Source organism: Mesorhizobium japonicum MAFF 303099 (assembly GCF_000009625.1).
Classification (GTDB): domain Bacteria; phylum Pseudomonadota; class Alphaproteobacteria; order Rhizobiales; family Rhizobiaceae; genus Mesorhizobium; species Mesorhizobium japonicum.
On record NC_002678.2, the window covers coordinates 3623428 to 3646287 of the forward strand.

The 22860-nt window shown below is 63.8% G+C and carries 23 protein-coding genes; 9 read left to right on the forward strand and 14 right to left on the reverse strand.

Annotated elements, in window-relative coordinates; translation table 11 throughout:
* Window positions 1-60: 60 nt before the first annotated feature.
* Both MAFF_RS18785 and MAFF_RS18790 read right to left on the reverse strand, forming a co-directional pair.
* Window positions 61-1014 carry a sulfonate ABC transporter substrate-binding protein gene (locus MAFF_RS18785; RefSeq protein WP_010912529.1) on the reverse strand — a complete coding sequence of 318 codons (954 nt, stop codon included), beginning with the start codon at window positions 1012-1014 and terminating at the stop codon, window positions 61-63.
* A gap of 239 nt (window positions 1015-1253) precedes the next feature.
* Window positions 1254-2291, reverse strand: coding sequence for a phosphatidylglycerol lysyltransferase domain-containing protein (locus MAFF_RS18790; protein ID WP_010912530.1), 1038 nt, complete (start codon window positions 2289-2291; stop codon window positions 1254-1256).
* Window positions 2292-2733: 442 nt separating this feature from the next.
* On the opposite strand from MAFF_RS18790, the gene MAFF_RS18795 reads away from it, so the two are divergent.
* Window positions 2734-3903 (forward strand): flavin-containing monooxygenase, encoded by a 1170-nt coding sequence (locus tag MAFF_RS18795; RefSeq protein WP_010912532.1) that lies wholly within the window; start codon window positions 2734-2736, stop codon window positions 3901-3903.
* A 12-nt stretch (window positions 3904-3915) separates the two neighbouring features.
* Here the strand turns inward: MAFF_RS18795 and MAFF_RS18800 are convergent, their stop codons facing one another.
* Complete coding sequence (locus MAFF_RS18800; protein WP_010912533.1) at window positions 3916-4140, reverse strand: hypothetical protein; 225 nt, start codon at window positions 4138-4140, stop codon at window positions 3916-3918.
* 133 nt (window positions 4141-4273) lie between these two features.
* Complete coding sequence (locus MAFF_RS18805) at window positions 4274-6277, reverse strand: PhoX family protein (protein ID WP_044548542.1); 2004 nt, start codon at window positions 6275-6277, stop codon at window positions 4274-4276.
* Window positions 6278-6549: 272 nt separating this feature from the next.
* On the opposite strand from MAFF_RS18805, the gene MAFF_RS18810 reads away from it, so the two are divergent.
* The gene (locus MAFF_RS18810) at window positions 6550-7248 is read left to right on the forward strand and encodes a hypothetical protein (RefSeq protein WP_044548544.1); all 699 of its coding nucleotides are present in this window, start codon (window positions 6550-6552) and stop codon (window positions 7246-7248) included.
* A gap of 87 nt (window positions 7249-7335) precedes the next feature.
* On the opposite strand, the gene MAFF_RS18815 is transcribed toward MAFF_RS18810, so the two are convergent.
* Window positions 7336-7998 (reverse strand): response regulator, encoded by a 663-nt coding sequence (locus tag MAFF_RS18815; protein WP_010912536.1) that lies wholly within the window; start codon window positions 7996-7998, stop codon window positions 7336-7338.
* Window positions 7995-9386 carry a sensor histidine kinase gene (locus MAFF_RS18820; protein ID WP_044548549.1) on the reverse strand — a complete coding sequence of 464 codons (1392 nt, stop codon included), beginning with the start codon at window positions 9384-9386 and terminating at the stop codon, window positions 7995-7997. Before MAFF_RS18820 ends, MAFF_RS18815 begins: the two co-directional genes overlap by 4 nt.
* 171 nt (window positions 9387-9557) lie before the next feature.
* On the opposite strand from MAFF_RS18820, the gene MAFF_RS18825 reads away from it, so the two are divergent.
* The 4 genes from MAFF_RS18825 (at window position 9558) to MAFF_RS18845 (ending at window position 13024) form a co-directional block, all read left to right on the forward strand.
* Complete coding sequence (locus MAFF_RS18825; RefSeq protein WP_010912538.1) at window positions 9558-9896, forward strand: hypothetical protein; 339 nt, start codon at window positions 9558-9560, stop codon at window positions 9894-9896.
* A gap of 28 nt (window positions 9897-9924) precedes the next feature.
* A complete protein-coding gene (locus tag MAFF_RS18830) occupies window positions 9925-10635 on the forward strand; it encodes a phosphatase PAP2 family protein (protein WP_010912539.1) in 711 nt (236 codons plus the stop codon).
* 295 nt (window positions 10636-10930) lie between these two features.
* Complete coding sequence (locus MAFF_RS18840; protein ID WP_010912541.1) at window positions 10931-11209, forward strand: helix-turn-helix domain-containing protein; 279 nt, start codon at window positions 10931-10933, stop codon at window positions 11207-11209.
* A gap of 66 nt (window positions 11210-11275) precedes the next feature.
* The gene (locus tag MAFF_RS18845; RefSeq protein WP_080511887.1) at window positions 11276-13024 is read left to right on the forward strand and encodes a SulP family inorganic anion transporter; all 1749 of its coding nucleotides are present in this window, start codon (window positions 11276-11278) and stop codon (window positions 13022-13024) included.
* 72 nt (window positions 13025-13096) lie between these two features.
* Here MAFF_RS18845 and MAFF_RS18850 read toward each other — a convergent pair whose 3' ends face one another.
* Together MAFF_RS18850 and MAFF_RS18855 are read right to left on the reverse strand one after the other, a co-directional pair.
* The gene (locus MAFF_RS18850) at window positions 13097-13819 is read right to left on the reverse strand and encodes a haloacid dehalogenase type II (RefSeq protein ID WP_010912543.1); all 723 of its coding nucleotides are present in this window, start codon (window positions 13817-13819) and stop codon (window positions 13097-13099) included.
* A gap of 83 nt (window positions 13820-13902) precedes the next feature.
* Window positions 13903-14829 carry a DMT family transporter gene (locus MAFF_RS18855; RefSeq protein ID WP_010912544.1) on the reverse strand — a complete coding sequence of 309 codons (927 nt, stop codon included), beginning with the start codon at window positions 14827-14829 and terminating at the stop codon, window positions 13903-13905.
* A gap of 205 nt (window positions 14830-15034) precedes the next feature.
* On the opposite strand from MAFF_RS18855, the gene MAFF_RS18860 reads away from it, so the two are divergent.
* Entirely contained in the window at window positions 15035-15925 is an 891-nt protein-coding gene (locus MAFF_RS18860; protein WP_010912545.1) for a LysR family transcriptional regulator, read from the forward strand.
* A 31-nt stretch (window positions 15926-15956) separates the two neighbouring features.
* On the opposite strand, the gene MAFF_RS18865 is transcribed toward MAFF_RS18860, so the two are convergent.
* The 3 genes from MAFF_RS18865 to MAFF_RS18875 all read right to left on the reverse strand — a co-directional run bounded on the left by MAFF_RS18865 (window position 15957) and on the right by MAFF_RS18875 (window position 17907).
* Window positions 15957-16583, reverse strand: a complete 627-nt coding sequence (locus tag MAFF_RS18865) for a DNA-3-methyladenine glycosylase (RefSeq protein WP_010912546.1) — start codon at window positions 16581-16583, stop codon at window positions 15957-15959.
* A complete protein-coding gene (locus tag MAFF_RS18870) occupies window positions 16562-16942 on the reverse strand; it encodes a nuclear transport factor 2 family protein (protein WP_010912547.1) in 381 nt (126 codons plus the stop codon). The genes MAFF_RS18865 and MAFF_RS18870 overlap by 22 nt, the downstream gene beginning before the upstream one ends.
* A gap of 104 nt (window positions 16943-17046) precedes the next feature.
* Window positions 17047-17907, reverse strand: a complete 861-nt coding sequence (locus MAFF_RS18875) for an SMP-30/gluconolactonase/LRE family protein (protein ID WP_044548554.1) — start codon at window positions 17905-17907, stop codon at window positions 17047-17049.
* Between the two features lie 114 nt (window positions 17908-18021).
* Here MAFF_RS18875 and MAFF_RS18880 point away from each other — a divergent pair, with 114 nt between their 5' ends.
* Together MAFF_RS18880 and MAFF_RS18885 are read left to right on the forward strand one after the other, a co-directional pair.
* Window positions 18022-18816, forward strand: a complete 795-nt coding sequence (locus tag MAFF_RS18880; RefSeq protein WP_032932396.1) for a helix-turn-helix domain-containing protein — start codon at window positions 18022-18024, stop codon at window positions 18814-18816.
* Window positions 18817-19065: 249 nt separating this feature from the next.
* Complete coding sequence (locus MAFF_RS18885; RefSeq protein WP_010912550.1) at window positions 19066-20442, forward strand: adenylate/guanylate cyclase domain-containing protein; 1377 nt, start codon at window positions 19066-19068, stop codon at window positions 20440-20442.
* Between the two features lie 81 nt (window positions 20443-20523).
* Here MAFF_RS18885 and MAFF_RS18890 read toward each other — a convergent pair whose 3' ends face one another.
* Genes MAFF_RS18890 through MAFF_RS18900 form a run of 3 tightly spaced genes read right to left on the reverse strand, consistent with a single transcriptional unit; the run spans window position 20524 to window position 22815 of the window.
* Entirely contained in the window at window positions 20524-21348 is an 825-nt protein-coding gene (locus MAFF_RS18890) for a YiiX/YebB-like N1pC/P60 family cysteine hydrolase (protein WP_010912551.1), read from the reverse strand.
* A 55-nt stretch (window positions 21349-21403) separates the two neighbouring features.
* Window positions 21404-22345 carry a CHAD domain-containing protein gene (locus MAFF_RS18895; protein ID WP_010912552.1) on the reverse strand — a complete coding sequence of 314 codons (942 nt, stop codon included), beginning with the start codon at window positions 22343-22345 and terminating at the stop codon, window positions 21404-21406.
* Window positions 22342-22815 carry a CYTH domain-containing protein gene (locus MAFF_RS18900; protein ID WP_010912553.1) on the reverse strand — a complete coding sequence of 158 codons (474 nt, stop codon included), beginning with the start codon at window positions 22813-22815 and terminating at the stop codon, window positions 22342-22344. The genes MAFF_RS18895 and MAFF_RS18900 overlap by 4 nt, the downstream gene beginning before the upstream one ends.
* Window positions 22816-22860 lie beyond the last annotated feature (45 nt).

The window sequence follows — 22860 nt, forward strand, 5'->3', positions numbered from 1 at the left end:
GATACAGGCACAAACGGCAGCGGCGCCGGGCGGTCTCACCCGGCGCCGCGAGACAAAAGATCAATTGCCTGGGGCGGTCCACACGGCGTCTGAGATGCGAACCGCCTTCGGGATCAGGCCGAGCTTGTAGAAACGGTCGGCGGTCGCCTGCTGGCTGGCGACGATCTCGTCGGTGATCGGAAAGATGCCGAATTTGCTGCGGTTGGCGGCGAGGGTCTGGGCGTCGAGGGGCACACCGGTCACCTCATGCAGCGCCTCGGCCACCTTGTCGCGGTTCTGGTCCGCCCATTTCGCCGCTTCGCCGAGAGCGGCGATGGTGGTGGTGATGATTTCGGGATGCGCCTTGGCGAAATCCTTGTTGGCGAGGAAATAGGTGTTGACCTTGAGCACCTCGCTGGATCGGGCCAGCACGCGCGGCTGGTAGCGTGTTTCGGCAATGGCGAAGAACGGATCCCAGACCGCCCAGGCGTCGATCTGGTCGCTGGCGAAGGCGGCCGCCGCATCGGCGGGGCTGAGATAGACCGGCGTGACCTGGTCGAAGGGGACGCCGGCCTTTTCCAGCGCTGCGACGAGAAGATTATGCGCGGAGGTGCCCTTGCCGACGCCGACGCGCTTGCCCTTGAGGTCGGCGACCGACTGCACCGGCGAGGCCGGCTTGACGAAGATCGCCTCGCCATCGCCATTGGACGGCAATGCCGCCGCATAGACGATGTTGGCGCCGGCGGACTGGCCGAAGATCGGCGGTGCGTCGCCGGTCCAGCCTGCGTCGATGGCGCCGACATTCAGCGCCTCGACCAGTGGCGGGCCGGCGGTGAATTCCACCCACTTGACGGCGACGCCCTTGTCGCTGAGCGCCTTCTCGATCACCTGCTGCTGCCGGGCGATCACCGGCAGGCCGGTCTTCTGATAGCCGATGTTGAGCTGCTTCAGCTCCTGCGCGGCGGCGCCGAACGACAGGCCGATGCTCGCGGCGAGCAGGCCGATACCGAAAACGCGTCTCGTCAGATTGAACATGATCCCTCTCCTTCGCTGCGGATCGGCGCCGGGAAAACGGCCTCGCCGGTTGGATGAGGGACAAGGCTAGGTAGTTCTATAAATTTAGTAGAGGAATGATTTTGCGAGTTGGCGCCATGGTGCGGAAATATCTTCCATGGCAACCCGGCGTCCGTCATCCCAGCGCGAGGCAAGGAGCGGAGCGACGCGGCGAGAAGGATGACGAATGAAAGGCTTGACCAGGACCGCGCCGGGGCCTCCTAGATCGCTTTCACCAGCCGCAGCAGGCCCAGCATCTCGACATAGGTTCCCTTGCGGAAAGCAATGTACACCGGCTCTTCCTTGCCATGGAAGCGGCGCTTGAATGCCGCCTGGCCCTGCAGGTTGAACCTGCGGCGGTTGACCCATGGCGAAGCGTAGGCGCGCTGAAAAGTGTTGCGCCAGAAATCGCTCTCGGCAAATCCGCTGGGGGTGACGTCGACGAGCGGCGACAGGCCCAGCGTGACCACCGAGATGCCCTCTTCGCGAAACCGGTCGACGGCGAATTTGGTCAGGCCGATCTCGGCATGCGGCGAGGCATCGATGTGCTTGCGCTTGAAGGCGGTGGTGTAGCCGATGACCTTGCCGTCGCGAAACAGCGGATCGAAATCGAGCAGCGCGATCAGCTCGCCATCGGGACCATGCAGGACGAAGCGGCGCATGTCGGTGCCGAGCTGATCGTAGAACGGGCGGTTGAGAAAGCCCATCTCCCAGCGCTTGACGATGCGGTCGCCGCGCCAGTTCTCGGACAGCCGGGCGATTTCGTCGAGGAATACCGTCCGCTTGTCTTCCTCGAAAGAAAAGCCCTTCTTCAAGAGCCAGCGTTCGGAATAGCGCACGGTCTCGTTGCGCTTGCCGGAAAAGTCATGCTCGGACAGGACGAGGCTTGTGTCGATGCCCAGCCGGTTGACCTTGTAGCCGAGCCCGGCCAGCACGCGCGCGGTCTCCTCGCTGATCTGCACGAACCAAGGGTCGCCGGCGGTCTCGACGAAGCGCTTGATAAAGTCGGGCCGCCGGGCCGGTGCCGCCACCGGGTCGCCAAGCGCGAAATGATGCTTCATCTTGGTGCCGAAGGCGATGTAGCCGTCGGCGTCGCCAAAATAGGAAAGCTTCTGCTGTACGGCAGTCGAATAGGCGAGCGAGAAGTCGCCATGGCGGCGAACCATTGCCAGGCGTTCGACATGCGTTAGCGCCTGGCGCTCGACCTTGGGCGAGGCACGCTCGAGGATTTTGTCGAAATAGATCCGCAAGGAGGGCATGGTCGAGATTCCGCGTGCCGTCTGTGGCGCGACATGCCGTTCGGCACGCCGGACGCGCCATGGCGCCTTGATTTTTCACGGGAAGCCGAAATCGCCGCGGTTTCGAATTCCTGCGTCGGCAACGAGATCCGCCAACCCCCGGAACTCGAATCAATCACATTGCCGCGACCTGATTATCGCCGATGCCGCCGATATGCCATATAGGGCTGCATGGTTTCGGACGGAAGCGCGGCATTCCGCACCATGTCGTGGCTTTGGCCGCATTTCCGCGACGGGAATTGTTTACACCTGGCGGTGCGATGTTCTGGTGTGCAACCGCGGCCCGTGCAAGGCCTCGGCAATCAGCACCGATCTGCTGTATGGTTTTGCGCGCGATCAAACGGTTACAGCGTCCTGCGAGCTTGTCGGGATGCCGTGGCGGTGGAATGGGTTTTGAGAGTGAATGGCTGATACGACAACCAGACCGGGGGTGGAGCAGGTGGCGGCGGTCGAGCCGGCGATCGTCATTGGCGCCGGCGCCGCCGGACTGGCTGTCGCGCAGGCCCTGATCAAGGCCGGCGTGCCGGTGGCGATCCTGGAAAAGGAGAGCCGGCTCGCCGAGCCCTGGCATCGGCGGCATCAGCAGCTGCATCTCAACACCCACCGCGATCTCTCGGCGCTGCCCGGCCTTTCCTATCCCGGGGGTACGCCAGCCTTTCCACCCAAGAGCGTCGTCATCCGCCATATGAACGATTTCCGCGAGGCGAACCAGCTGCCGGTGGAGTTCGGCGTCGCCGTCGAGACCCTCGTGTTCAGGGGCGATCATTGGGCGGTGCGCACCAGCGCCGGCTCGCGCCTGGCGCGTCACGTCGTCGTCGCCACCGGCCGCGACAAGGAGCCCTTCACGCCGCAATGGCAAGGCATGCAGGCCTTCACGGGTCGGATCATCCACTCGGCGGATTTTGGCGACGCCCAGTCCTATGCCGGCAAGAAGGTGCTGGTCGTCGGCGCCGGCAATTCGGGCTTCGATGCCCTCAATCATCTGGCCGGCGTCGATACGGCTTCTCTCTGGCTGTCGGCCCGCAATGGCCCCGCGCTCCTGCCCAAGCGGATTGGCAAGATCGCCGTGCACCGGCTTTCGCCGCTCATGGCGCGTTTGCCGCTGCGCGTTGCCGATGCGGTGATGGCCGCGACGCAGCGCCTGGTTTTCGGCGATCTCACCAAATTCGGCATGCCGCCCGCGCCGTCGGGCGGCGCCAGCCGCCTGACCTCCGACTACACCGCGATCGCCGCGGACGACGGCGCCGTCGACGCCATCAAATCGGGCAAGATCACCGTGGTGCCGGCGATACGGGAATTCACCCGCGACGGCGTGATCCTGGCCAATGGCAGCCTGGTCGATCCCGATATCGTCATTGCCGCGACGGGCTATCGCACCGGGCTGGAGCGCATGGTCGGCAATCTCGGCGTGCTCGACGGCAAGGGTGTCCCGCTCTTCAACGGCGGGCAAGCCGACCCGAAACTGCCCGGTCTTTGGTTCACCGGCATGCGGCCGAGCATTCGCGGCTGCTTCGCCAATGCCGCCATACTGGGCAAGGCGATCGCCAGGCGGATCGCCGGAGCCGGCCGCTAGCGACTTCGCTTCTCACGCTGATTTCGGCTCCAGCCGACGGAAACCGACGGCTTCCATCAGCATCTCCTCGTCGACCATGCCGGCATTGTGGAGCGCGAGCAGGTTGAGGGCGATCTCGCGCGCTTCCGGCGATTCGGGCCGTGCTTCGCGCCGCAGGCAGGCTTCGTCAAAGACGCGCTGCAGCCTGGCGATGTCGGCGGGCTTCAGCAGGCCGCGGTCATAGACTGACTTCGACATAGCGGTGGTCTCCTGGGAACGACCTAGGGCGCTACCAGTAAATTGCCAATCTTTCCCGGAGCTTGAATAGATTCACGCCGAAGGAGGGGCGGTGGCAAACCGAAGCCCTCCCTCGATATTTGCGGACCCGATATCAGACCGCGATCTTGCCGCCGCCCTGCTTGGTGATGGCGACGACCGACGGCCGCACCGGCATTTCGGGCTTGAAGTCCGGCCAGCGCGTTGACAGGTCTTCATAGTAGGACGGGCGGCCAAAGCCTTCCCAATCCTCGCCGCCATCGCCCGGATGCTGGACCGCGACGAAGGCGGTCTGGTCGTCGGGCGCAAACAGCGGGCCGCACATTTCGGCGCCGATCGGCACGCGGAAGAACAGTTTTGATGTCGCCCGCGCAGCCCCCTCCGTGTCGACCGCCCACAGGCCGTCGGTGCGGCCGGTGGCCTTCGGGCCCTGGCCGTCGGTGGCGACCCACAGGCGCCCGGCCGAATCGACCGCGCAATTGTCGGGCATGCCGAACCAGCCATTGGCCGTCGTCGCCGTCGAGAAGGTGGCGCCGACATCGGCAACCGCCGGATCGCCGCATTTCAAAAGCACTTCCCATTTGCCTTTGGTGGCCGTGAAATCGCCGTTGGTCTCGGTGATCTCGATGATGTGGCCGAAGGCATTTTCGGCGCGCGGGTTGGCGGCATCGACCTGGTCGGCCTTGCGCTTCGAATTGTTGGTCAGCATGACATAGACCTTGCCGTTGACACCATTGGGCTGGATGTCCTCGGGCCGGTCCATCTTGGTGGCGCCGAGCAGATCGGCGGCGCGCCGCGTCTCGATCAGCACGTCGGCCTGGCTGCCAAAGCCGTTTTCCGCCGTCAGCGGTCCCTGGCCGAAGACGATCGGAAGCCAGTCGACCGTGCCGTCCTCGGCGAATTTGGCGACATGCAGCGTGCCTTCGTCGAGCAGGTCCTTGTTGGCGGCATGGTCATTGGCGTTGAAGGCGCCCTTGGTGACGAATTTGTAGACATAGTCGAAGCGCTCGTCGTCGCCGAGATAGAAGACGACGCGGCCGTCCTTGGCGACGATCGATTCGGCGCCCTCATGCTTGAAGCGGCCCATGGCGGTGCGCTTCCTCGGCGTCGAATTCGGATCGTTGACGTCGACCTCGACAATCCAGCCAAAGCGATTGGGCTCGTTAGGTTCCTTGGCGAGGTTGAAGCGGTCGTAATGCGCGCCCCATTCATAGGCGCCTTCCGGAATGCCGAGCCGCTTGTAATTGGCGGCTTCCTTGTGGCCTTCCGGCAGTTCGCCGGAGAAATAGCCGTGGATGTTCTCCTCGGCCATCACATACGTGCCCCACGGCGTGACGCCGCCGGCGCAATTGTTGAACGTGCCGAACACTTTCGTGCCGGACGGATCGGCATTGGTCTTGACGCGGTCATGGCCGGCGACCGGCCCCGACAGCGCCATCTCGGTGGTCGAGGTGATGCGGCGGTTGCGCTTGCCGTCGCGCACCACCTGCCATTTGCCTCCCTCCTTGCGGATCTCGACAATGGTGCCGCCATGCGCCGCCATCTCGACATCGACCTGCTCCTTCGAGAGCGGTGCGACCTCGGCCTTCTTCTTCCCGTCCTTCTCGACGATCGAAACGATGCCCGGGAACATCAGATGCGGGTTGGTGTATTCGTGGTTGACCACGAGCAGGCCGTGCTCGGCCGAGCCGTCGATCGCGATATAGCCGACATAGTCGTTGTTGTAGCCGAACTGCCTGGCCTGCGCCTCAGCCGACTGTTTCGTCGGGTCGAATTCCGGCGAATCGGCAAACAGCGGATCGCCCCAGCGCAACAGCACGTCGGCGTCGTAGCCCGGCGCGACATGATGCTTGTCGTCGATGCCGGCCTCGAGCTCGTCGAATTTGAAGGCCGAGCCTTCCGCGGCGCGTGCATCGTCGGCGGCGATCATGGCCAGCGGGCCGACCGTCGCGGCGATCGCCGAGACGGCGAGCGATCCCTTCAGGAATCCCCGGCGCGAGAACCGCGCGGCGATGATGTCGCCCATGGTGCGGTTGTCGGTGGGGTTGATGGCCGGACTGTCGTTTTCCTCGAGCAGGCTGGTGCGGAATCGGGTGTCGGGGGAGCGATGGTCGGTCACGGAGGGCCTCTGGCTTTGGAGTGGCTGGAGCTTGTTGCCTGTTCGACCCCTTACGTCAGACCGATCACATTTTCGTGACATCATAGCGGCTCCGCAGCTCCGCGCGAGGCGGTTGTCACCGTGACATCGGACTTTGGTCCAATCTTGCGCTGGCAAAAGTCCTGGAGGACAAACGCAACGGTCGGAGGTCGCTTCCGGCCAACACATCTTTCGGCGATGTTGCTGGTTGCAACGTTGGGGTGGGCGCGCCGGCTCAATCGACGGAGATCAGGATGCACGGATCGATCACGGCCCGGTGTCGCCGGCTGACGCTCGTTTCGGCGGCTGCTCTGGCGCTGACCATCATTCCCTATCGAATTTCCCTGCACGGATCCGCTCCCGGAATCGACGCCGCATCGGCACAGGCCGCCAAGGGCGGCAATGGCGGCGGTAACGGCGGCGGCAATGGCGGTGGCAACGGCGGCGGCAATGGCGGCGGCAATGGCGGTGGCAACGGCGGCGGCAATGGCGGCGGCAATGGCGGTGGCAACGGCGGCGGCAACGGCGGCGGCAATGGCGGTGGCAATAGCGGCGGCAACGGCGGCGGCGATAGCGGCGGCAACAGCGGTGGCAACGGCGGCGGCAATGGCGGCGGCAACAGTGATGGCAATGGCGGCGGCGATAGCGGCGGCAACAGCGGTGGCAACGGCGGCGGCAACAGTGGCAACAGCGGTGGCGGCAATTCCGGTACCGAAGGCGGTGGTGAAACCTCGGGGTTGGGCAAGGGTCAGGTCGACAAAGGCGTCAGCCATGTCAACGGCACGACCGGTGACAAGGTCGAGGTGAGCGACAACAAGATTACAGTCACACACCCCGACGGCATCACCGAAAAGATCGAGAACGGCCGTTTCAAAATGAAGGATGCGCTGGGTCGCACGATCATCGATCGCCGGGCCACGCCGGCCGATGTCAGCCGTCTAAAAGCCTTGTGAAACTGGTTTAGTTTTGACGCAATTCCCAAGGGAAAACGCTACGCGTTTTTCCCGGGAAGGCCGTTCCACACTTTTCCTGGAATTGCTCTAAGGGCGGTTTCTGTCCCGCTCGCGGAATTCGCGCATCATGAGAGCCGCTTCGGTGCGGTTTCGCACATTGAGTTTCGACAGCACCCCGGTCATGTGGTGCTTGACCGTTTTCTCCTGCAGCTCCAGGCGCAAGGCGACCTCCTTGTTTGAGAGCCCCTCCGCCACCAGCCGCAGGATTTCAGTTTGCCGTTCGGTCAGTTGCCGCAACCGGTCCGCCGCGCCGTTGGCAGATTGCGGGGACTGGAGATCGGAAAGCAGCCGCGCCGACAGCGTCGGCGAAAGATAGCTCTCGCCGGCCGCCACATTGCGCAGGATTTCGGCAAGCGCGCGCGATCCGACACCCTTGAGGATATAGCCCTGCACGCCTGCGTTCAGCGCCGTGGTTACGTCGGCATTGGTCTCCGACACGGTCAGCATGACGATCCTCTGGGCGGGATGGACGGCAAGGATGCTTGCAACCGCGGACAGGCCGCCGCCCGGCATGGAGATATCGAGCAGCAATATGTCAGGCTGCATCGTCGAGGCGATGCGTTCGGCATCTTGCGCTGTCGCGCCTTCGCCGACGATCTCGAAACCTCCGATCTCCGACAGGCTGCGCGTCACGCCTTCGCGAAACAGCGGATGATCGTCGACAATAGCGATGCGGATAGTGCCAATCATGCTTGCTCCTCGACCGAAAGACTGATCACCAATCGCGTGCCTTGCGCTCCGGTCACGGTCTCGAACTGGCCGCCAATGCTTTCGACCCGCTCCCTGAGGCCGGCGAGCCCCAATCCGTCGACCCGCGCCGGATCGAAACCCGGCCCGCCATCCGACACTTCGACAAAAAGCCTGCCATTCTTCATCCCGGCCCGCACCGCCTGATCCTTGGCCCGCCCGTGGCGATAGGCATTGTTCAGCCCTTCCTGCACGAAACGATAGATGCTGATCTTCTCGGAAGGGCCAAGTTCAGGCAAATGCCTGGGCAGTGTGAGCGTCACCGACGTTCCCGTCCGGCGCTCATGTTCGTCGACGGCCAGCCGCAATATGTCCGTTGCCGCAGCCGTTTCTATCTGCGGCAGGACGAGACCGGTGCAGATACCGCGTATTTCGCGCATCGCATCCTCCAGCGTCTTGCGGATCATCGCGACCTCGGTCGAGCGGTTTTCGCCCCAATGGCCCTCGCCGGAGAATACCGGGCTGTCCATGCGCAGCGCCGCCAGGGCCACGAGCTGTGCCGGTCCATCATGCAGGTCGGCGCCGATCCGGCGCAAATATCGTTCGTTGAGTGCGGTGGCGCGGCGGGACGCCCGCTGCACACGCTGCCGCAAGGCGCTGTTTTGCGTCACCAGCCCCTGCAGCTCCGACACTTGGCGGCGCAGCGCCCCGCGCTGATCGTCGATGGTGCGGCTGGCGCGCAGCACGATGCTCGACAGGAGCAGAAAGGCCGTCAGGGTGGTGCCGGCCACGATCAGCCAGCTCGACAGCAGGGCAGAGGCCAGCGTGGCTTTGAAATCAGTGGCGATCTCGAAGAATTCGGTGACGGCCACCACCTCGCCGGACCAGGGTTCGCGCACGGGATTATAGATCTCCAGCAACGGCACGCCGACGGTCTGCTCCTTGCCTTCGGTTTCGTCGAACGTATCGAATTGAGCGGTGACGTTGCCCTGGAAGGCGGACCGCAGATCGTCGGTCAGTTCGAAGCGGCGGCCGATCAACGTCGGGTCCTTGGCATAGAGCACGGTGCCGTCGCGGCGCCAGAGCCTGAACGAGGCCAGGCGCTTGCCGAGCGCGCCCTGGCCGAGCGTCTCGTCGAGCGCCTGCTTGACGGACTCGCTGAGCGTCTCGCTCTTGCGCAGGTCTGGCAGCAGCGGCGCGATCACGCTGTCGACATAGAGCGCCGTCGTGGCGGCCGAATTGCGGATGACGCCGTCCCGGATCTGCGACGTCACCCAGGCGCCCACCACCAGCATGACGGCCAGAAGGCCAAAGCCTCCCGCAACGAGGAATTGCAGGGCAAGCGAAAGCTCGCTCCAGCGCCGCGCCAAATTCTGCAGAATACGAATCATGATCCCCTGACCGCCCTTCCATCGAACAGCTGGGCGATATCGGCACATTGAGCCTCAGCCTTGCCGTTGCCAAGGCCTTCGTTAGAAAGGAGGTCGCTTGACGTCTCAAGGCGCTTCGGAAACAAGGTCGGCGGGACATGCGGCGGCAGCCGCTTCGAGGGGGATGGGACGGTGAGTTTTTCGGGACTGCTGCAGCTTGGCTTTTCGACGGTGATCTTCCTTTTGGCGGCAACCGCCGCCAAGCAATGGGGACTGGCGCCGAGCCTGGGCAAGATCCTGTTGACGCTCGCGCTTTATTCGCTGGGCAATCTGATCATGCTGCGGCTGATCCGCGAATTCGGCATGTCGGTGTCGTTCAGCCTCTCGGCGGTCATCCAGCTGGTCTCGGTCAACGTCGTGGCGCTGGTGTTCTTCGGCGAGCGCGTCAACGCGCTGCAGGCCACAGGCATCATGCTGGCGATCGCCGCCGTGGCGCTGATCACGCTCGGGCCCTATCTACAGGGGCGTTGATCGAGATGAAGATTGCGACACCGGCCCGATGAGAGACACCGCAAGCACCCTGCTCAACCGCATCGAATTCCCGGTGTTGCTGGCCGGCCTGGTCATCGCCGGCGGCCTGTGGGGCTTCGTCGAGCTGACGGAGGTGGCGCGGGCAACCGCGCCGCACGCCTTCGACACCGAAATCCTGCTTGCCTTCCGCCAGGTTGGTCAGCCGGGAATCCCGATCGGCCCATCGTGGCTGGAAGGAGCGATGCGCGACATCACCAGCCTCGGCAGCGCCAGCGTGCTGGTGCTGATCACGACGGCAACGATCCTCTATTTGCTGTTGATCCGCCGGCCGGGGACGGCACTTCTCATCTTCGTCGCCGTGGCCGGCGGCCAGGTGCTGTCGAGCTTGCTGAAGGTCGGCGTCGACCGGCCGCGGCCCGAGCTCGTTTCGCATCTGGTCGGCGTGACCTCGCTTTCCTTCCCGAGCGGCCACGCCATGCTGTCGGCGGTGACCTATCTCACGCTCGGTTCGCTCGCGGCGCGCTTCCTGCATGGCAGGGCCACGAAGATCTACGTCTTGTCGCTGGCCGTGCTGACGACGGTGCTGGTCGGCGTCAGCCGCATCTATCTCGGCGTCCACTGGCCGTCGGATGTGCTGGCCGGCTGGTGCGCGGGCTTCGCCTGGGCGATGCTGTGCTGGCTGGTGGCGCGGCTGCTGCAGCGCCGCAAGGTGGTGAGCGACGATGCTGATGGCGCCTGACTGCACCCTCGGGCTTGCGCTCAGATCAATCTGTTGATGAGGTGTCCACCACAGCCTGCCAGCGCCAGAACCATCGACAGCAGGCATGCCGATGTCATCAAGGTCTTGAAAATATTCAACCGCGTTGCCCCCGCCCAGATGGACGACACCCTAGCCTGCAATCCTCGGGAAGTATCGGAAAAAATGGACAATCAGGTGAAGGCGCTTACGCCTCAGACATTCATACTGATGCTTGAAACATCATGACAATGGTATTATACCTTATTACTGCAGACTCAGACATGGGGTCCGGCCGATGATCACTGCCGCGCAGATGCGTGCCGCAAGGGCCTTGGCCGGCATCGACCAGAAGACGCTCGCCGAGCGCGCAGGCGTTTCGCTTCCGACCATCCAGCGCATGGAAGCGAGCGATGGCGTGGTCCGGGGCGTGGTCGATACGCTGATGAAGGTCATCCAGGCGCTCGACGAGGCCGGGGTGGAGTTGATCGGCGAGAACCAGGCCAGCGAGCGCGGCGGCAGGGGCGTGCGCCTCAAACCCGCCGTGCCGCCAGATCCCAGGGCTGAGCCGGCATAAGTCGCGACGGCGACCGCCGACACTCCTGCCGACGATCCCGCCGCCTTCATGTGCGGAAGGCAGTCCATGGATCAGACACGGCAGGCAGTGCATCAATCGACCCGAAAGTCGGCCCATGGGTCGGCCCAAGGGTCGGCCCACGGGTCGGCAAAGCCGACATTTTCCGAATTGTTCATGCCCAAGCTGGTGACGGTCTGGCGCGAAGGCTACCACCTGCCGCAGTTCAAGGCCGACGTCATGGCCGGGCTGACCGTCGCCATCGTCGCGCTGCCGCTGTCGATGGCGATCGCGATCGCCTCCGGCGTCTCGCCGGAGCGCGGACTTTACACCTCCATCGTCGGCGGCTTCATCATCTCGGCGTTCGGCGGCAGCCGCTTCCAGATCGGTGGCCCGGCCGGCGCCTTCATCGTGCTGGTGGCGGCGACGGTGGCGCGCGTCGGTGTCGATGGCCTGCTCCTGGCGACGATGATGTCCGGCGTGTTCCTGCTTGCCATCGGCTATCTCAGGCTCGGCACCTACATCAAGTTCATCCCCTATCCGGTCACCGTCGGCTTCACCGCCGGCATTGCCGTCATCATCTTCTCCGGCCAGATTGTCGAACTGTTCGGCCTGACTTTGCCGGGCAAGGAGCCCGGACCGTTCGTGCCGAAGCTGATCGCACTTGGCGAGGCGGCCGGCACGATCAACCCGGCGGCGACCTTCGTGGCGGCCCTGACCATCGCTACCATCGCCTTTCTGAAGCGCTGGCGGCCGAAATGGCCGGCCATGCTGGTCGCCATCGGGCTGGCCTCGCTCGTCGTGGCGCTGTTTGCGCTGCCGGCCGAGACGATCGGAACGCGCTATGGCGGCATTCCGCGCAGCCTGCAATGGCCTGCGCTTCCGCCGGTCAGTCTCGACAGGATGATCGAGGTCCTGCCGGACGCCGTCGCCTTCGCGCTGCTCGGCGCCATCGAATCGCTGCTGTCCGCCGTCGTCGCCGACGGCATGACGGGCCGGCGGCACCGCTCCAATTGCGAACTGGTGGCGCAGGGCTTCGCCAACATCGCATCCGCCTTGTTCGGCGGCCTCTGCGCCACCGGCACCATCGCCCGCACCGCCACCAATGTGCGGGCCGGCGCGCACGGGCCGGTCTCGGGCATGGTCCATTCGGTCATCCTGCTCGTGCTGATGCTGGCGGCCGCGCCGCTGGCCAGCTACATCCCGCTCGCCGCCCTGGCCGGCGTCTTGGCGGTGGTCTGCTGGAATATGTTCGAGAAGCAGGCCTTCGCGACGCTGCTGCGCGCTTCGCGCGGCGACGCGCTGGTGCTGATGGCGACTTTCCTGATCGTCGTCTTCCGCGACCTGACTGAAGGCATCGTCGTCGGCTTCGCGCTGGGCTCGATCCTGTTCATCGACCGCATGGCGAAATCCGTCGCGGTCGAGGCGGATCTGGTGCAGGACGATATCGCCGACACCGTCAACGCCGCCGGCGCCTATGATCCCAGCGAGGCCAGCGACGCCGACACCATCGTCTATCGCATCTCCGGCGCCTTCTTCTTCGGTGCCGCCTCCACTGTCGGCAGCGTGCTCGACCGCATCGCCGACCAGCGCAAGAACTTCATCCTCGATTGTTCCGCCGTGCCGCTCTTCGATTCGACGGCCGCCAATGTCATCGAAAGTGCTGCCCACAAGGCCAGGCGCGCCGGTGTCCGCTTCATCATAGCGGGTGCAGCGCCGCCAATACGGCGCATGCTGATCAACCACGGTGTCAAGCGCCCGCTGGTGACCTACGCCGCCTCGATCAGCGATGCACGGGCGCAGCTGGTAGGGAAGTGAGGCACGGTGGCGACCGGGATATGCCTGGCCGGCGCGTGCTGTCACGCGATAAGCTGCCTGGCGGCTCGGATGTCAGCCCCGCAATTCTTCGGCGTGCGCCTTCACCAGGTCAGCCATGCTGTCGAAGCGGAAATCCACCGCTGGTACCTCGCCTGGGTTCATCGTGGCGCCGAAGCCCTGATCCGCATGCCGGCGATAGATCCAGCACGATGTCAGGCCCAAGCGGTTGGCGGGAGCGTGATCGTGGAACATGCTTTCCGCGGTGTGTAGGATTTCTCGCTTCTCTATCCCGATTGTACCGAGCTTTTCGAGCATATAGTCGAAGTTCCGGTCGGAAGGCTTGTAGGAGCCGATATCTTCCGCCGTATAGATCGCGTCGAAGTCCACGCCGAGCTTCTTGTTGCTGAACGAGAAGCTTTTGTTATCGACGTTGGAGAGGATGATCAGCTTGTAGTGCTTTTTGAGATACTGCAAGGCTTCCGCGGAGTCGGCAAAAGCCGGCCAATCCTTCACGCTTTCGCCATACGCCACGCATTCCTCAGGGGTGACGATGACACTCCACTCCTCGGCAAGTCGCTTGTAAACGATCGCCAGAAGGTCGCGGTAGTGTTTCCCCGGCGTCCAGTTCTGCTGGCTGGATTCGTGGCGGGCGTGCGCTTCCAGAATGTCGTTCCGGCCCAATGTGCGAGCGGCCCGTCCGGTCAGCGGCTTCAGCCCGTCGATCATGCCGGATTCCCAATCGATCAGGGTGCCGTAGCAGTCGAAGGTCAGGGCTTTGAAATCTGTGAGCTTCATGGGTTTACCTCCTTTGGTGTCCGTGGACGAAGCGACGCCAGCGTGGATCGCGACCAATCATGAGGCCGATTTCGCCTCGGTGATTAGCCGATCTGCTGCTGACTGAGCTGAAAGTCCTTCGACGCTGCGCTGCCCGGCGAGGTGAACCAGACGCCGAACAAGGTCACCGCAAGGCCAGCCAGCATCGCCTTCGAAAGCGGCTCGCCGAACATCGACCAGCCCCAGAGCATCGTCACCGGTGGGCTGAGATAGATCACGCTGCTGACCTGTGAGGCGGTGTAGAGGCGCAGGCTTGCGTAGTACGTGCTGTAGCAGAAGAAGGTCGAAAACAGCACCAGCCAGGCGATGCCGAATCCGAACCGGGCATCGAGGGGCGGCATCAGCCCGCCATTCCATTCGGCGCAAGCGGCGAAAAGGACTGCTGCCGTCAGGCATTGAATGCACAGGCTCTGATAGATGGGCATATTGATCGTCCCCATCCGCTTCTGCACCAGGGTTGCCAGCGCCAGAACCATCATGGAAGCGACTGTCAACAAATATGCCCAGGCCGGGGCCGTCCCGAGGCTCAGGCTGTCCAGCGAGACGATGAGAACGCCCGTCACTCCGAGGGCCGTTCCGATCCATTGTCTCCCGGTCAGTCGGTGTCCCAGAACCGGCTGCGACAAGGCCGCGATGGCGAGCGGGACAAGATCGGAAATCAGCGCGACAAGGCCGGTCGGCACGCGCTGGCCGATGGCAAGCGCGAATCCGCCGAGATAGAGGAACATCATCGCCACGCCGAAGACCATCTGCTGGACCAAGGCACGGGCGCTTATGCGCGGTCCAATCAGGAGAGCAAATGGCAAGAGGATCAATCCGGACATCAGTGTCCGCCAGAACAGCACCTGCATGACATCGGCATTCTCGCTGGCGTAGCGGATGCCGACGAAGCCGGAACTCCAGCTTACGACCAGCGCGGTCGCCATCATTGGCCACACGAGGCGATGGGCTTTGGCGTGTAGGAGCGTCATGGCATCTCTTTGGTCAGGCGTCCGTAACCCGGAAGCGGATCATGGCCAATTTTGGCGCGGACTATTGACGACACGCATGCGCCTTTGCACATGACAAATTTCGATATGATCATGAAGTGGTCCGAAAACCGGCATATCAACTTGCTTGGCGGACATCAGAGGATCAGAAATTGACGCATCTGGTTGGTTTCGAGCGAGGATTGTCATGGCCGGAGTGATGAGCCGCCGACTGGATGTCGACGCCTTGCGCGCACTGGTCGCGATCGAGAGGCACGGCGGCGTCACGCGCGCGGCCGAGATTCTCGGCCTGTCGCAGTCGGCCGTCAGCCACAAGATCAGGAGGCTTGAAACGAGTCTCGACTGCGAAATCCTCACCCGGAAAGCAAATGCGCCGATGTTCACCACGGCCGGACAGGATCTGCTTGGCTATGCGCGGCGCATTCTCGGCATCCATGACGAGGCGGTCCTGAGCCTGTCGAAAAGCCCTTTGCAAGGCAAGATCGCGCTGGGGATGACCGAGGATACGACGTGCACGGACCTTTCGCGCATTCTCGGCCGCTTTCGCCGGCTCTACCCGGAGGTGAGCGTCCGCACGCAGGTGCGCATGAGCCTCGTGTTGCAGGAACAGCTCAGCCAGGGAGCCCTTGATGCCGCCATCATCCAGGTCTTCCAGCACGAGGTCCGCCCCGCCGATATCCTCCTGTTCCGCGAGACGCTGCATTGGGTGAAATCGCGCGATCTGGTCCTGTCGGCCGGGAAGCCGGTCCCGTTTCTTTCCTTCGATGAAAATTGCTTCTATAGGCGCTGGGGCATCGACGTCGGGCAGGATGAGGATACGGTGTTGGAGACCGTGTTCGAATGCTCCAGCGCAGCCGGGATCATTGCAGGCGTGACCGCGGGGCTCGGCGTCGCACTTTTGAGTCAGCGCTACCTGCAGCCCGCCATGGAAATCGTCGACGACAAATTCCCCAAGCCTCCAGACCTGGCCTATGTCATCAGGCGCGCGCGGGTCCCCAGAAACCCCGCGCTCGAGACTTTGGTCAGGGAGATCGAAGCCGAGGTAAAGCGCTACGGAACGCTGCAAATCGCAGTCTGAGGGGGTCGTGCTGCGAAAGCCGGCTGGTCTCTTATTCCTGAAGCGATCTCGGACCGCTGACGAACAGGCTGCCCCTGACATAGAACCGCAGCAGCCGGGCGGCATCTTTGGTGATGCCGATCCTTGTGCTCTGCCCGATCTCGCCGGGTTTTTGGTTATCCTTCGCCAGCCATAGAGGGCCTTTCCGGCAGAGGTCGAGCCCGTCGAGCGACCGGTCGATCCGCAGCGCCGCCGCCAGCCTTCCCGGCCCGCGCGCCAGGTCGCGCAGGCGCTCGACGCCGCGATTGCGCCGCATGATTTCAATACCGTCGAGCGGCTCGAGCGCCCGGATCAGCACGCCGGTGCCGATCCCCGGTACCTCGCTTGAGACATTCAGCATCATGGAGACGCCATAGGCGAGATAGACATAGGCGTGGCCGCGCTCGAGGAACAGCGAACGGTTGCGCGGGGTCATCCCCCTGAAACCATGCCCGGCGGCATCGCCGACGACATAGGCCTCGGTCTCGACGATGCGGCCGCTGACCATGCCTTCGGGCAAGTCGCGCACCACCAGCTTGCCGATGAGGTAACGGGCGAGAGCGGCCGTATCATCAGGCAGCTCCGAACGAGCGATCGGCGGATGATCCTCACCACGGCTCACGGTATGCGCTCGACCCATTGCGCGCGCGATGGTCCCGGCTCGAACGCCTCGCTGAAATACTGGGTCTCGCGGGCCACCTTGCCGTCGAGGAACTCCATGATGCTGACCGTATAGGAGGGCCGCCCGTCATAGGTCAGGACATATTCGGTGACCCAGAGGTTATTCGTGCCGGTGATCCGCCGCACGGCAAAACGCTTGCGGTTGGGCTGCGCGGCGCGCGAGGACTGGATGTTGCGCTGGCCGTGGATGCGCTCGCCCGATTGTGGATAGTCGAGCACCGCATCGTCTCGGTAGATCTCATGTTCCGCCTCGAGGTCGCCGGCATCGGAGGCCGCCCAGTGGCGATCCAGAGCCGCCCGGATCTCCCGATCGTCCATGGCAATCCTCCTTGACCATCATCGTTGGATGGACCGTCGTAGCACGGTCCATCCAACGGTTGTTAGCCAGAGGTTGCGCGGATCGACCCCAAGAGCACCGGGTCTCAATCGAGCTTCAATGCCGCCACCTCGCCCTCGTTCATCAGCGGCACGTAGAGGATCGACTTGCCGTCGGTGCCGATATCGGCGCTGCCCGGCTTGAAATGCGCCACCGCCTCCGGCGCACCGCCGGCCTTGTAGCGGTAGAGCGTACCGGTCATGTAGGCGGTGGCATAGATGGTGTCGCCGATAGCGATGACGCCATCGAGGTCGGCGAATTTCTGCGCGCCGGGCAGCGGCGAAACCGCCTTGCTGGCGAGATCGACGGCGAGCAGCCCGCCCGGCTCCGCCGTGCTGAAGTCGGGCTTGATGCCCTTGCCCCAGGAGGCGACGATCAGCCTGTCGCCGTCGGCGAAGACGCCGTTGGGCGAGGCGAGCAGCGCATCCCTGACGAACAGCTCCGGCCGGTCGCCGTCGATGCGGTAGATCGTGTCGGCCAGCATGTCGCTGACATAGACCTTGCCCGTATGGTCCGAGGTCATGTCGTTGAGAAACACGGCATTCGGCACCACGATGCTGGCGATCAGCTTGCCGCTGGCGAGATCGACGACGCGGACCTTGGTGATGTCGGCGACATAGAGCTTGCCGCCCGATATCGCCATGCCCTTGGGCGCGTCCATGCCGTCGGTCCAGTGCTGGGTGATCGTCTTGCCGTCGAGGGACAGCACCGAGAGATAGCCATTGCCGTCGGCCTCGCCAGGATTGCCGACGATATTGGAGACGATGATGCGGTTGTTGGCGGCGTCGAACAGCGCCGATTCCGGCTGTTCGAGGCCCGTGGCGCGCCAGAGCTCGCCGGCCTGGGCGACGGGTGCGGCGGCGATACCGATGGCGGCGGCAAGGGCAAAGGCTGAGAGGCGGTTCATGGCTGTTCTCCTGTGATGACAGGCGAGAGCTTGGGGTTTTCGATACTTTTCCGGAAGCCCGATTACCGCTAGTATCAAATATCGATACGAAACTGCCTGCAAGAGGTGCATGCCATGAACGGTCTGATCTTCGAAGCGCTGAAGCGGACGCTGAAGGCCAAGGGCGTCACCTATCGCCAGCTTGCCGAACGCATGGGCGTTTCCGAGCCGACGGTGAAGCGCATCTTCCACGAGCGCAATTGCAAGCTCGACCGGCTGGTGGAGATCTGCGCGGCCGCCGGTGTAGAGTTGGAAAACGTGCTCGGCTCTATGAACCGCGGGCCGGGGCCGCTCAACCACATCGCGCCCGAGATCGAGCGCCGGCTCGCCGGCCGGCCGGCGCTGCTGTTCATTTTCGTCATGCTGTCGGAAAAGTTCACGCCCGAAGGCATCATGCGCTCGCAAGGCCTGAGCGAGGCCTCGATGTTCCTCTATCTGCGCGACCTCGAGGAGCTCGGCCTAATCGCGCTCGGCCGGGGTCTTTCGGCAAGACTGCTGGTCGAAACACCGATCCAGTGGAATTTCGAAGGACCGCTGAGGCCGCTGTTCGAGATGACCAACAAGAATTTCATCGGCTGGGCCATCACCCATATCGACAAGGAGGCGACTTTCGTCAGTTTCTCCAGGCGGATGCGGCCGGAGACGGCGGAGATGGTGCGGCGTGAGGCCGAGGAACTGGCCGAGCGCGTCAAGCTGCTCGCCCATCATGACCAGCACACGACGCCGGAGGATGGGCTGACCGGCTACAAATTCACGTTTGCCTTTGGCGCGACGCCGTTCCCTGCGATCATGCCGATCGGCCCGCACCCGCGCGATGCCGGCGCCCAGCCCGCCGCTCCTGCAAAGGGACGCCGTCCTTTGCCGGCCTGACCAATCATCCCAAGCAGGATTGCATCTGGCGGCTGAGCATGTCGCGCCCGCTCCGGCGGCGCCGACTGCCACCATCGCCACCAGCTTGCCGCCGGGACCAGCCATGCGACCAGTGATGCCGACCCCGCCCGTAGGCGCGTTGGGATAGAACACCAACATTCATGATAGGATTCGCGCACTGATTTGCCAGGCTGTAGAGAGCGGGTTTGCCGAATGCGTGACACGTCCCCGTGAAATCGAAGAGATCCTATGCCGACCGCACCAACACTTGAACTTCGCCGCTATTCGCGCCTGAAAAATTTGCGGGCGCGCGCTGAACGCCAGGGTGCTGCATTGCAGTTCTGGGCGCGTACGGCATCGCTCGCCGCGATCTCCTGCTTCTTTTCATTGATCAGCCGCTGGGATGCTTCGCTGCTCTTCGTGCTGGCGGGCCTCGTGCTGTTCCAACTCGTCGGCCTGATCCAGTTTCTCTTTGCGCGCCGTCGCACTGCGCCATGGTGGATCGGTTACCTCGTCGGTACGCTGGACATCATTCTGTTGACCATTCTGCTGGTAACGCCCAACCCGTTTTCCCAGGAGGTCGCGCCGGCCGCGATGCAACTGCGCGAGGGCAGCTTCAAATTCCTGCTGATTTTCATATGCCTTGGCGCGCTGACGCTTTCGACACGATTGGCGCTCTATCTCGGCGCGCTCGCGGCCTTGACGTGGGCGATCGGGGTGGGATGGGTGATTTCTCATCCGGGAACCGTCATTCCGGCGACGAACCTCTATTCGCTGCCGGTGACAGAGCGACTGAACCTCTATCTCAACCCCAATTTCGTCGATACATTCGCGCAGGCGACCAACGTGTTGGTCGTGCTGATTATCGGCGCGATCATGGCGCTGGTCGTCTCTCGTTCCCGACGTCTGTCGGAAGACTATGTCAAGGCAGAGCGCGCCCGCGCCAATCTCGCCCGGCATTTTTCGCCCAATGTCGTCGACCAGCTCGCCACCGATGACGAGCCCTTCGGCCCGGTCCGCCGGCAGGATATCGCGGTGCTGTTCGCCGACATCGTCGGCTTCACACACTATTCCGAGGATCATCCGGCCGAAGCAGTGTTCGAACTTCTGCGTCAGTTCCACCGTCGCATGGAACAGGTCGTTTTCGACCACCATGGCACGGTCGATAACTATATCGGCGATTGCATCATGGCGACATTCGGGGTTCCGCAAGCCAGCCATGACGACGCCACTCGGGCCATCCAATGCGCTGAAGCGATGGTCGCCGCTCTCGAAGACTGGAATGTACAGCGGGTGTCCAGGGGATATCCGCCGCTGGACGTTCGGATCGGTGCTCAATATGGCGCAGTCGTCATCGGCGCGGTCGGCAGCGAGCGCAATCTGTCCTTCGCCGTGGTGGGCGACACCGTCAACGTCGCCAGCCGTTTGCAGTCGCTCTGCCGTGAGCTTCAGGCGAATATTTGCTTTGGGTCACGACTGATCGAGGCCGCGAAGGCGGAATCGCCCACGACACGGTTGAATGCGCGCGATCATGGACCGGTGAGCATCCGCGGCCGGGACGAACCGGTCCATGTCTGGGTCGAACGCAGAGCCGAAAGCCAGGGCGCTGTTGCGGTTTCGGCATGATGCGGGCCGCCATGTGAAACCCCTGCACCTCGGCCGCATAGGCCGCGCCATAGGGGCATGTCCTGACCCAGGCCGAAGCCATCACGTGTCTGAGGCGATAGCTCCAGCCTTTGCGGCTTCGGCGTCTGTGCTTGCCTTGTCGTCCCAGACCATCTGCCGGTAGTCGAAACCATATTCCAGCGTCGGCTTGACGATGCGGAAAAACGGCGACAGGTCGAAGTCGCGCGGCGTGTAGAGCGAGTGGTGGCGAATGTGCAGGATTTCCTTGCGCATATAAGTCGACTGCGCCGAAGCACGGCCGGGGGCATGGGTGATCTCGGGCAGGATCGGGTAGTGGATCTGGCCATAGGCCTCGGCGATGAGCGAGGAGCAGATGGCCCGCGTCGGGTCACCGGAGCCGAAGGCGAGCATCCGGCGGCGCCAGCGCACCGGCACCGGCGGCGTCGGCAGGAAATAGCGCAACATGTCGAAAATGTTCTTGAGGTCGTATTTCAGGCCAAGCTTGCCGATCATGAAGGCGACGACGTGATCGCGGTCCTCCGGTGTCAGCCCGCTCGCCCGGCAGATGCGGGTGTTGTAGGTGCGATAGCGCGACAAGGGTACCGCCACGCAGCCTTCGGCGAGCGTCACCTCGATCAGCCGCCGCCTCTCGGTTCCGTCCTCCGGTTCGGCCAGCGCGTCGCCGACATAGAAGGCCGCATGCGACCAGGTCGACTGTGTGAGGTATTTGATCGCCGCCGAAATCTTTTGGTTGCCCTCGATCAGCAGGATGTCGCCTGGCTCCAGCGTGCGGCGCAGCGTCTCGGCGTCGGACGGGGTATAGGGCTCATAGCCGGAGGATTCTTCCTGCAGCCGGCCGGCAAGCCAGTGGCCAAGTCGATCCAGAAGCGTGTCGGGCTCGGTCATGATGGAGTGTGACTAGCACGGGCCGGCGGGGAAGTGCCAGCGCGCCGGCGCTTCGTCAGCCGGCGGCAGCGCCCGTCTCGTCGTGCGCCGGGCTGGCCAGGTCGTCGCGCGCCTTGCGGGCGAGCTTCTTCGTCGAGCGCTTGGGACTGTCGCCGAACAATTCGGCGGCCTCGGCAAGACAGGATTTCCGCAGGCTCTTTTCCGAGCGCTTCAAGAGCTTGCCGAGAAGCTTCGTGTCCTCGCACGGCCCCAGCGTCTCGTCGTCCGCCTCGAGCAGCGCGCGCATGACGAACAGGTCATGCAGTTCGCCGAGCCGCTCGCCCAGTTCATCGACCGCCTTGCGCCGCGCCTTGATCGGCGTCGGCCACAGTCTGCCCAGCAGCGACAGGTGCATGCCATGCGTCTTGGCCGCCTTGCGCAAATCGTGGAAATCATCGGCCGCGCCGCGCGCGCCGGCCTTGTCGAGCGCCTTCCTGGCACGGCGTAAGGTGACGCGGGCGCCTTCGGCAAGCACGTCGGCCGCCTGTTCCGGCTGGTCGGGCAAGGCAAGGCTTTCGATCCGCTTCATGCCGTCGGCGCAGGCCGCGGTCGCCGCGCCGATCGCTGCTTCGAGGCCGGCGCCCTCATGCAGATCGTGCTGGCGCGCGACCAGCCTGTCGCGCACGGCATCGAGCCCGCCATCGGCGCTCTCCTTGGGAAAAGCTGCTGCCAGCCGGTCGACGGTCTCGATCAGCGCCGTCGCCTCGCGCGGGCCGGCAAGCAGCGCCGCCACGTTGCGATAGCATTGGTTCTCTGTGGTGCAGAATGTTTCGTCACCGGAATGAACCAGGCGCAACAAGGCACGCGCGCTCTTCAGCCGCTTGCGGCATTTGTGCAGTCCCTGTTCTGGCCGGCTGCGCGCTGCATCCAGATGCTGAAGTGCCTTGCCGATTTCCTCGGCGAGGATGCGCCTGACCTCATCGGTCAACGGCAGGCGCGGGTCGATGCGAAAACTCATGCGGCGATCTCCGGTATCCCCCCGAGGGCGAGCGACGCGTTGTAGAATTTCTGCTCGCCGGTCACTTCACGGCCAAGCCAGTCAGGCAGCATTTCGTCCGGCACATCTTCCGGAGTCTCGAGTTCGGCCACCACAAGTCCCGCTAGCGCACCGCCGAAGACATCGACTTCATAGAGATAGCCGCGATGCCTAACATGGTGACGTGTCTTCTCGATGACACGTCCAATGGCGAAGTCCAGCATCTCCAGGGCATCGGCAAGCGGGATCGGATATTCGAACTCGTCGCGCTCGCGCACGCCGCTGCCGAATTTGAGCGTCAGCTCCGCGGAAGCGCCGTCGCTGATGCGGATGCGGACGGTTCGCCCGGGCGCCGTGGCGAGATAGAACTGGAGAATGCGGATATCCGCCTCGACCAGGCCCCGCCATGCGGTGCTGGAGACCAGGAACTTGCGCTCGACTTCCTTGCCCATGGCAGCGCACTAAAGCGTTTGGCGCGGGCGATGGCAAGACGGCTC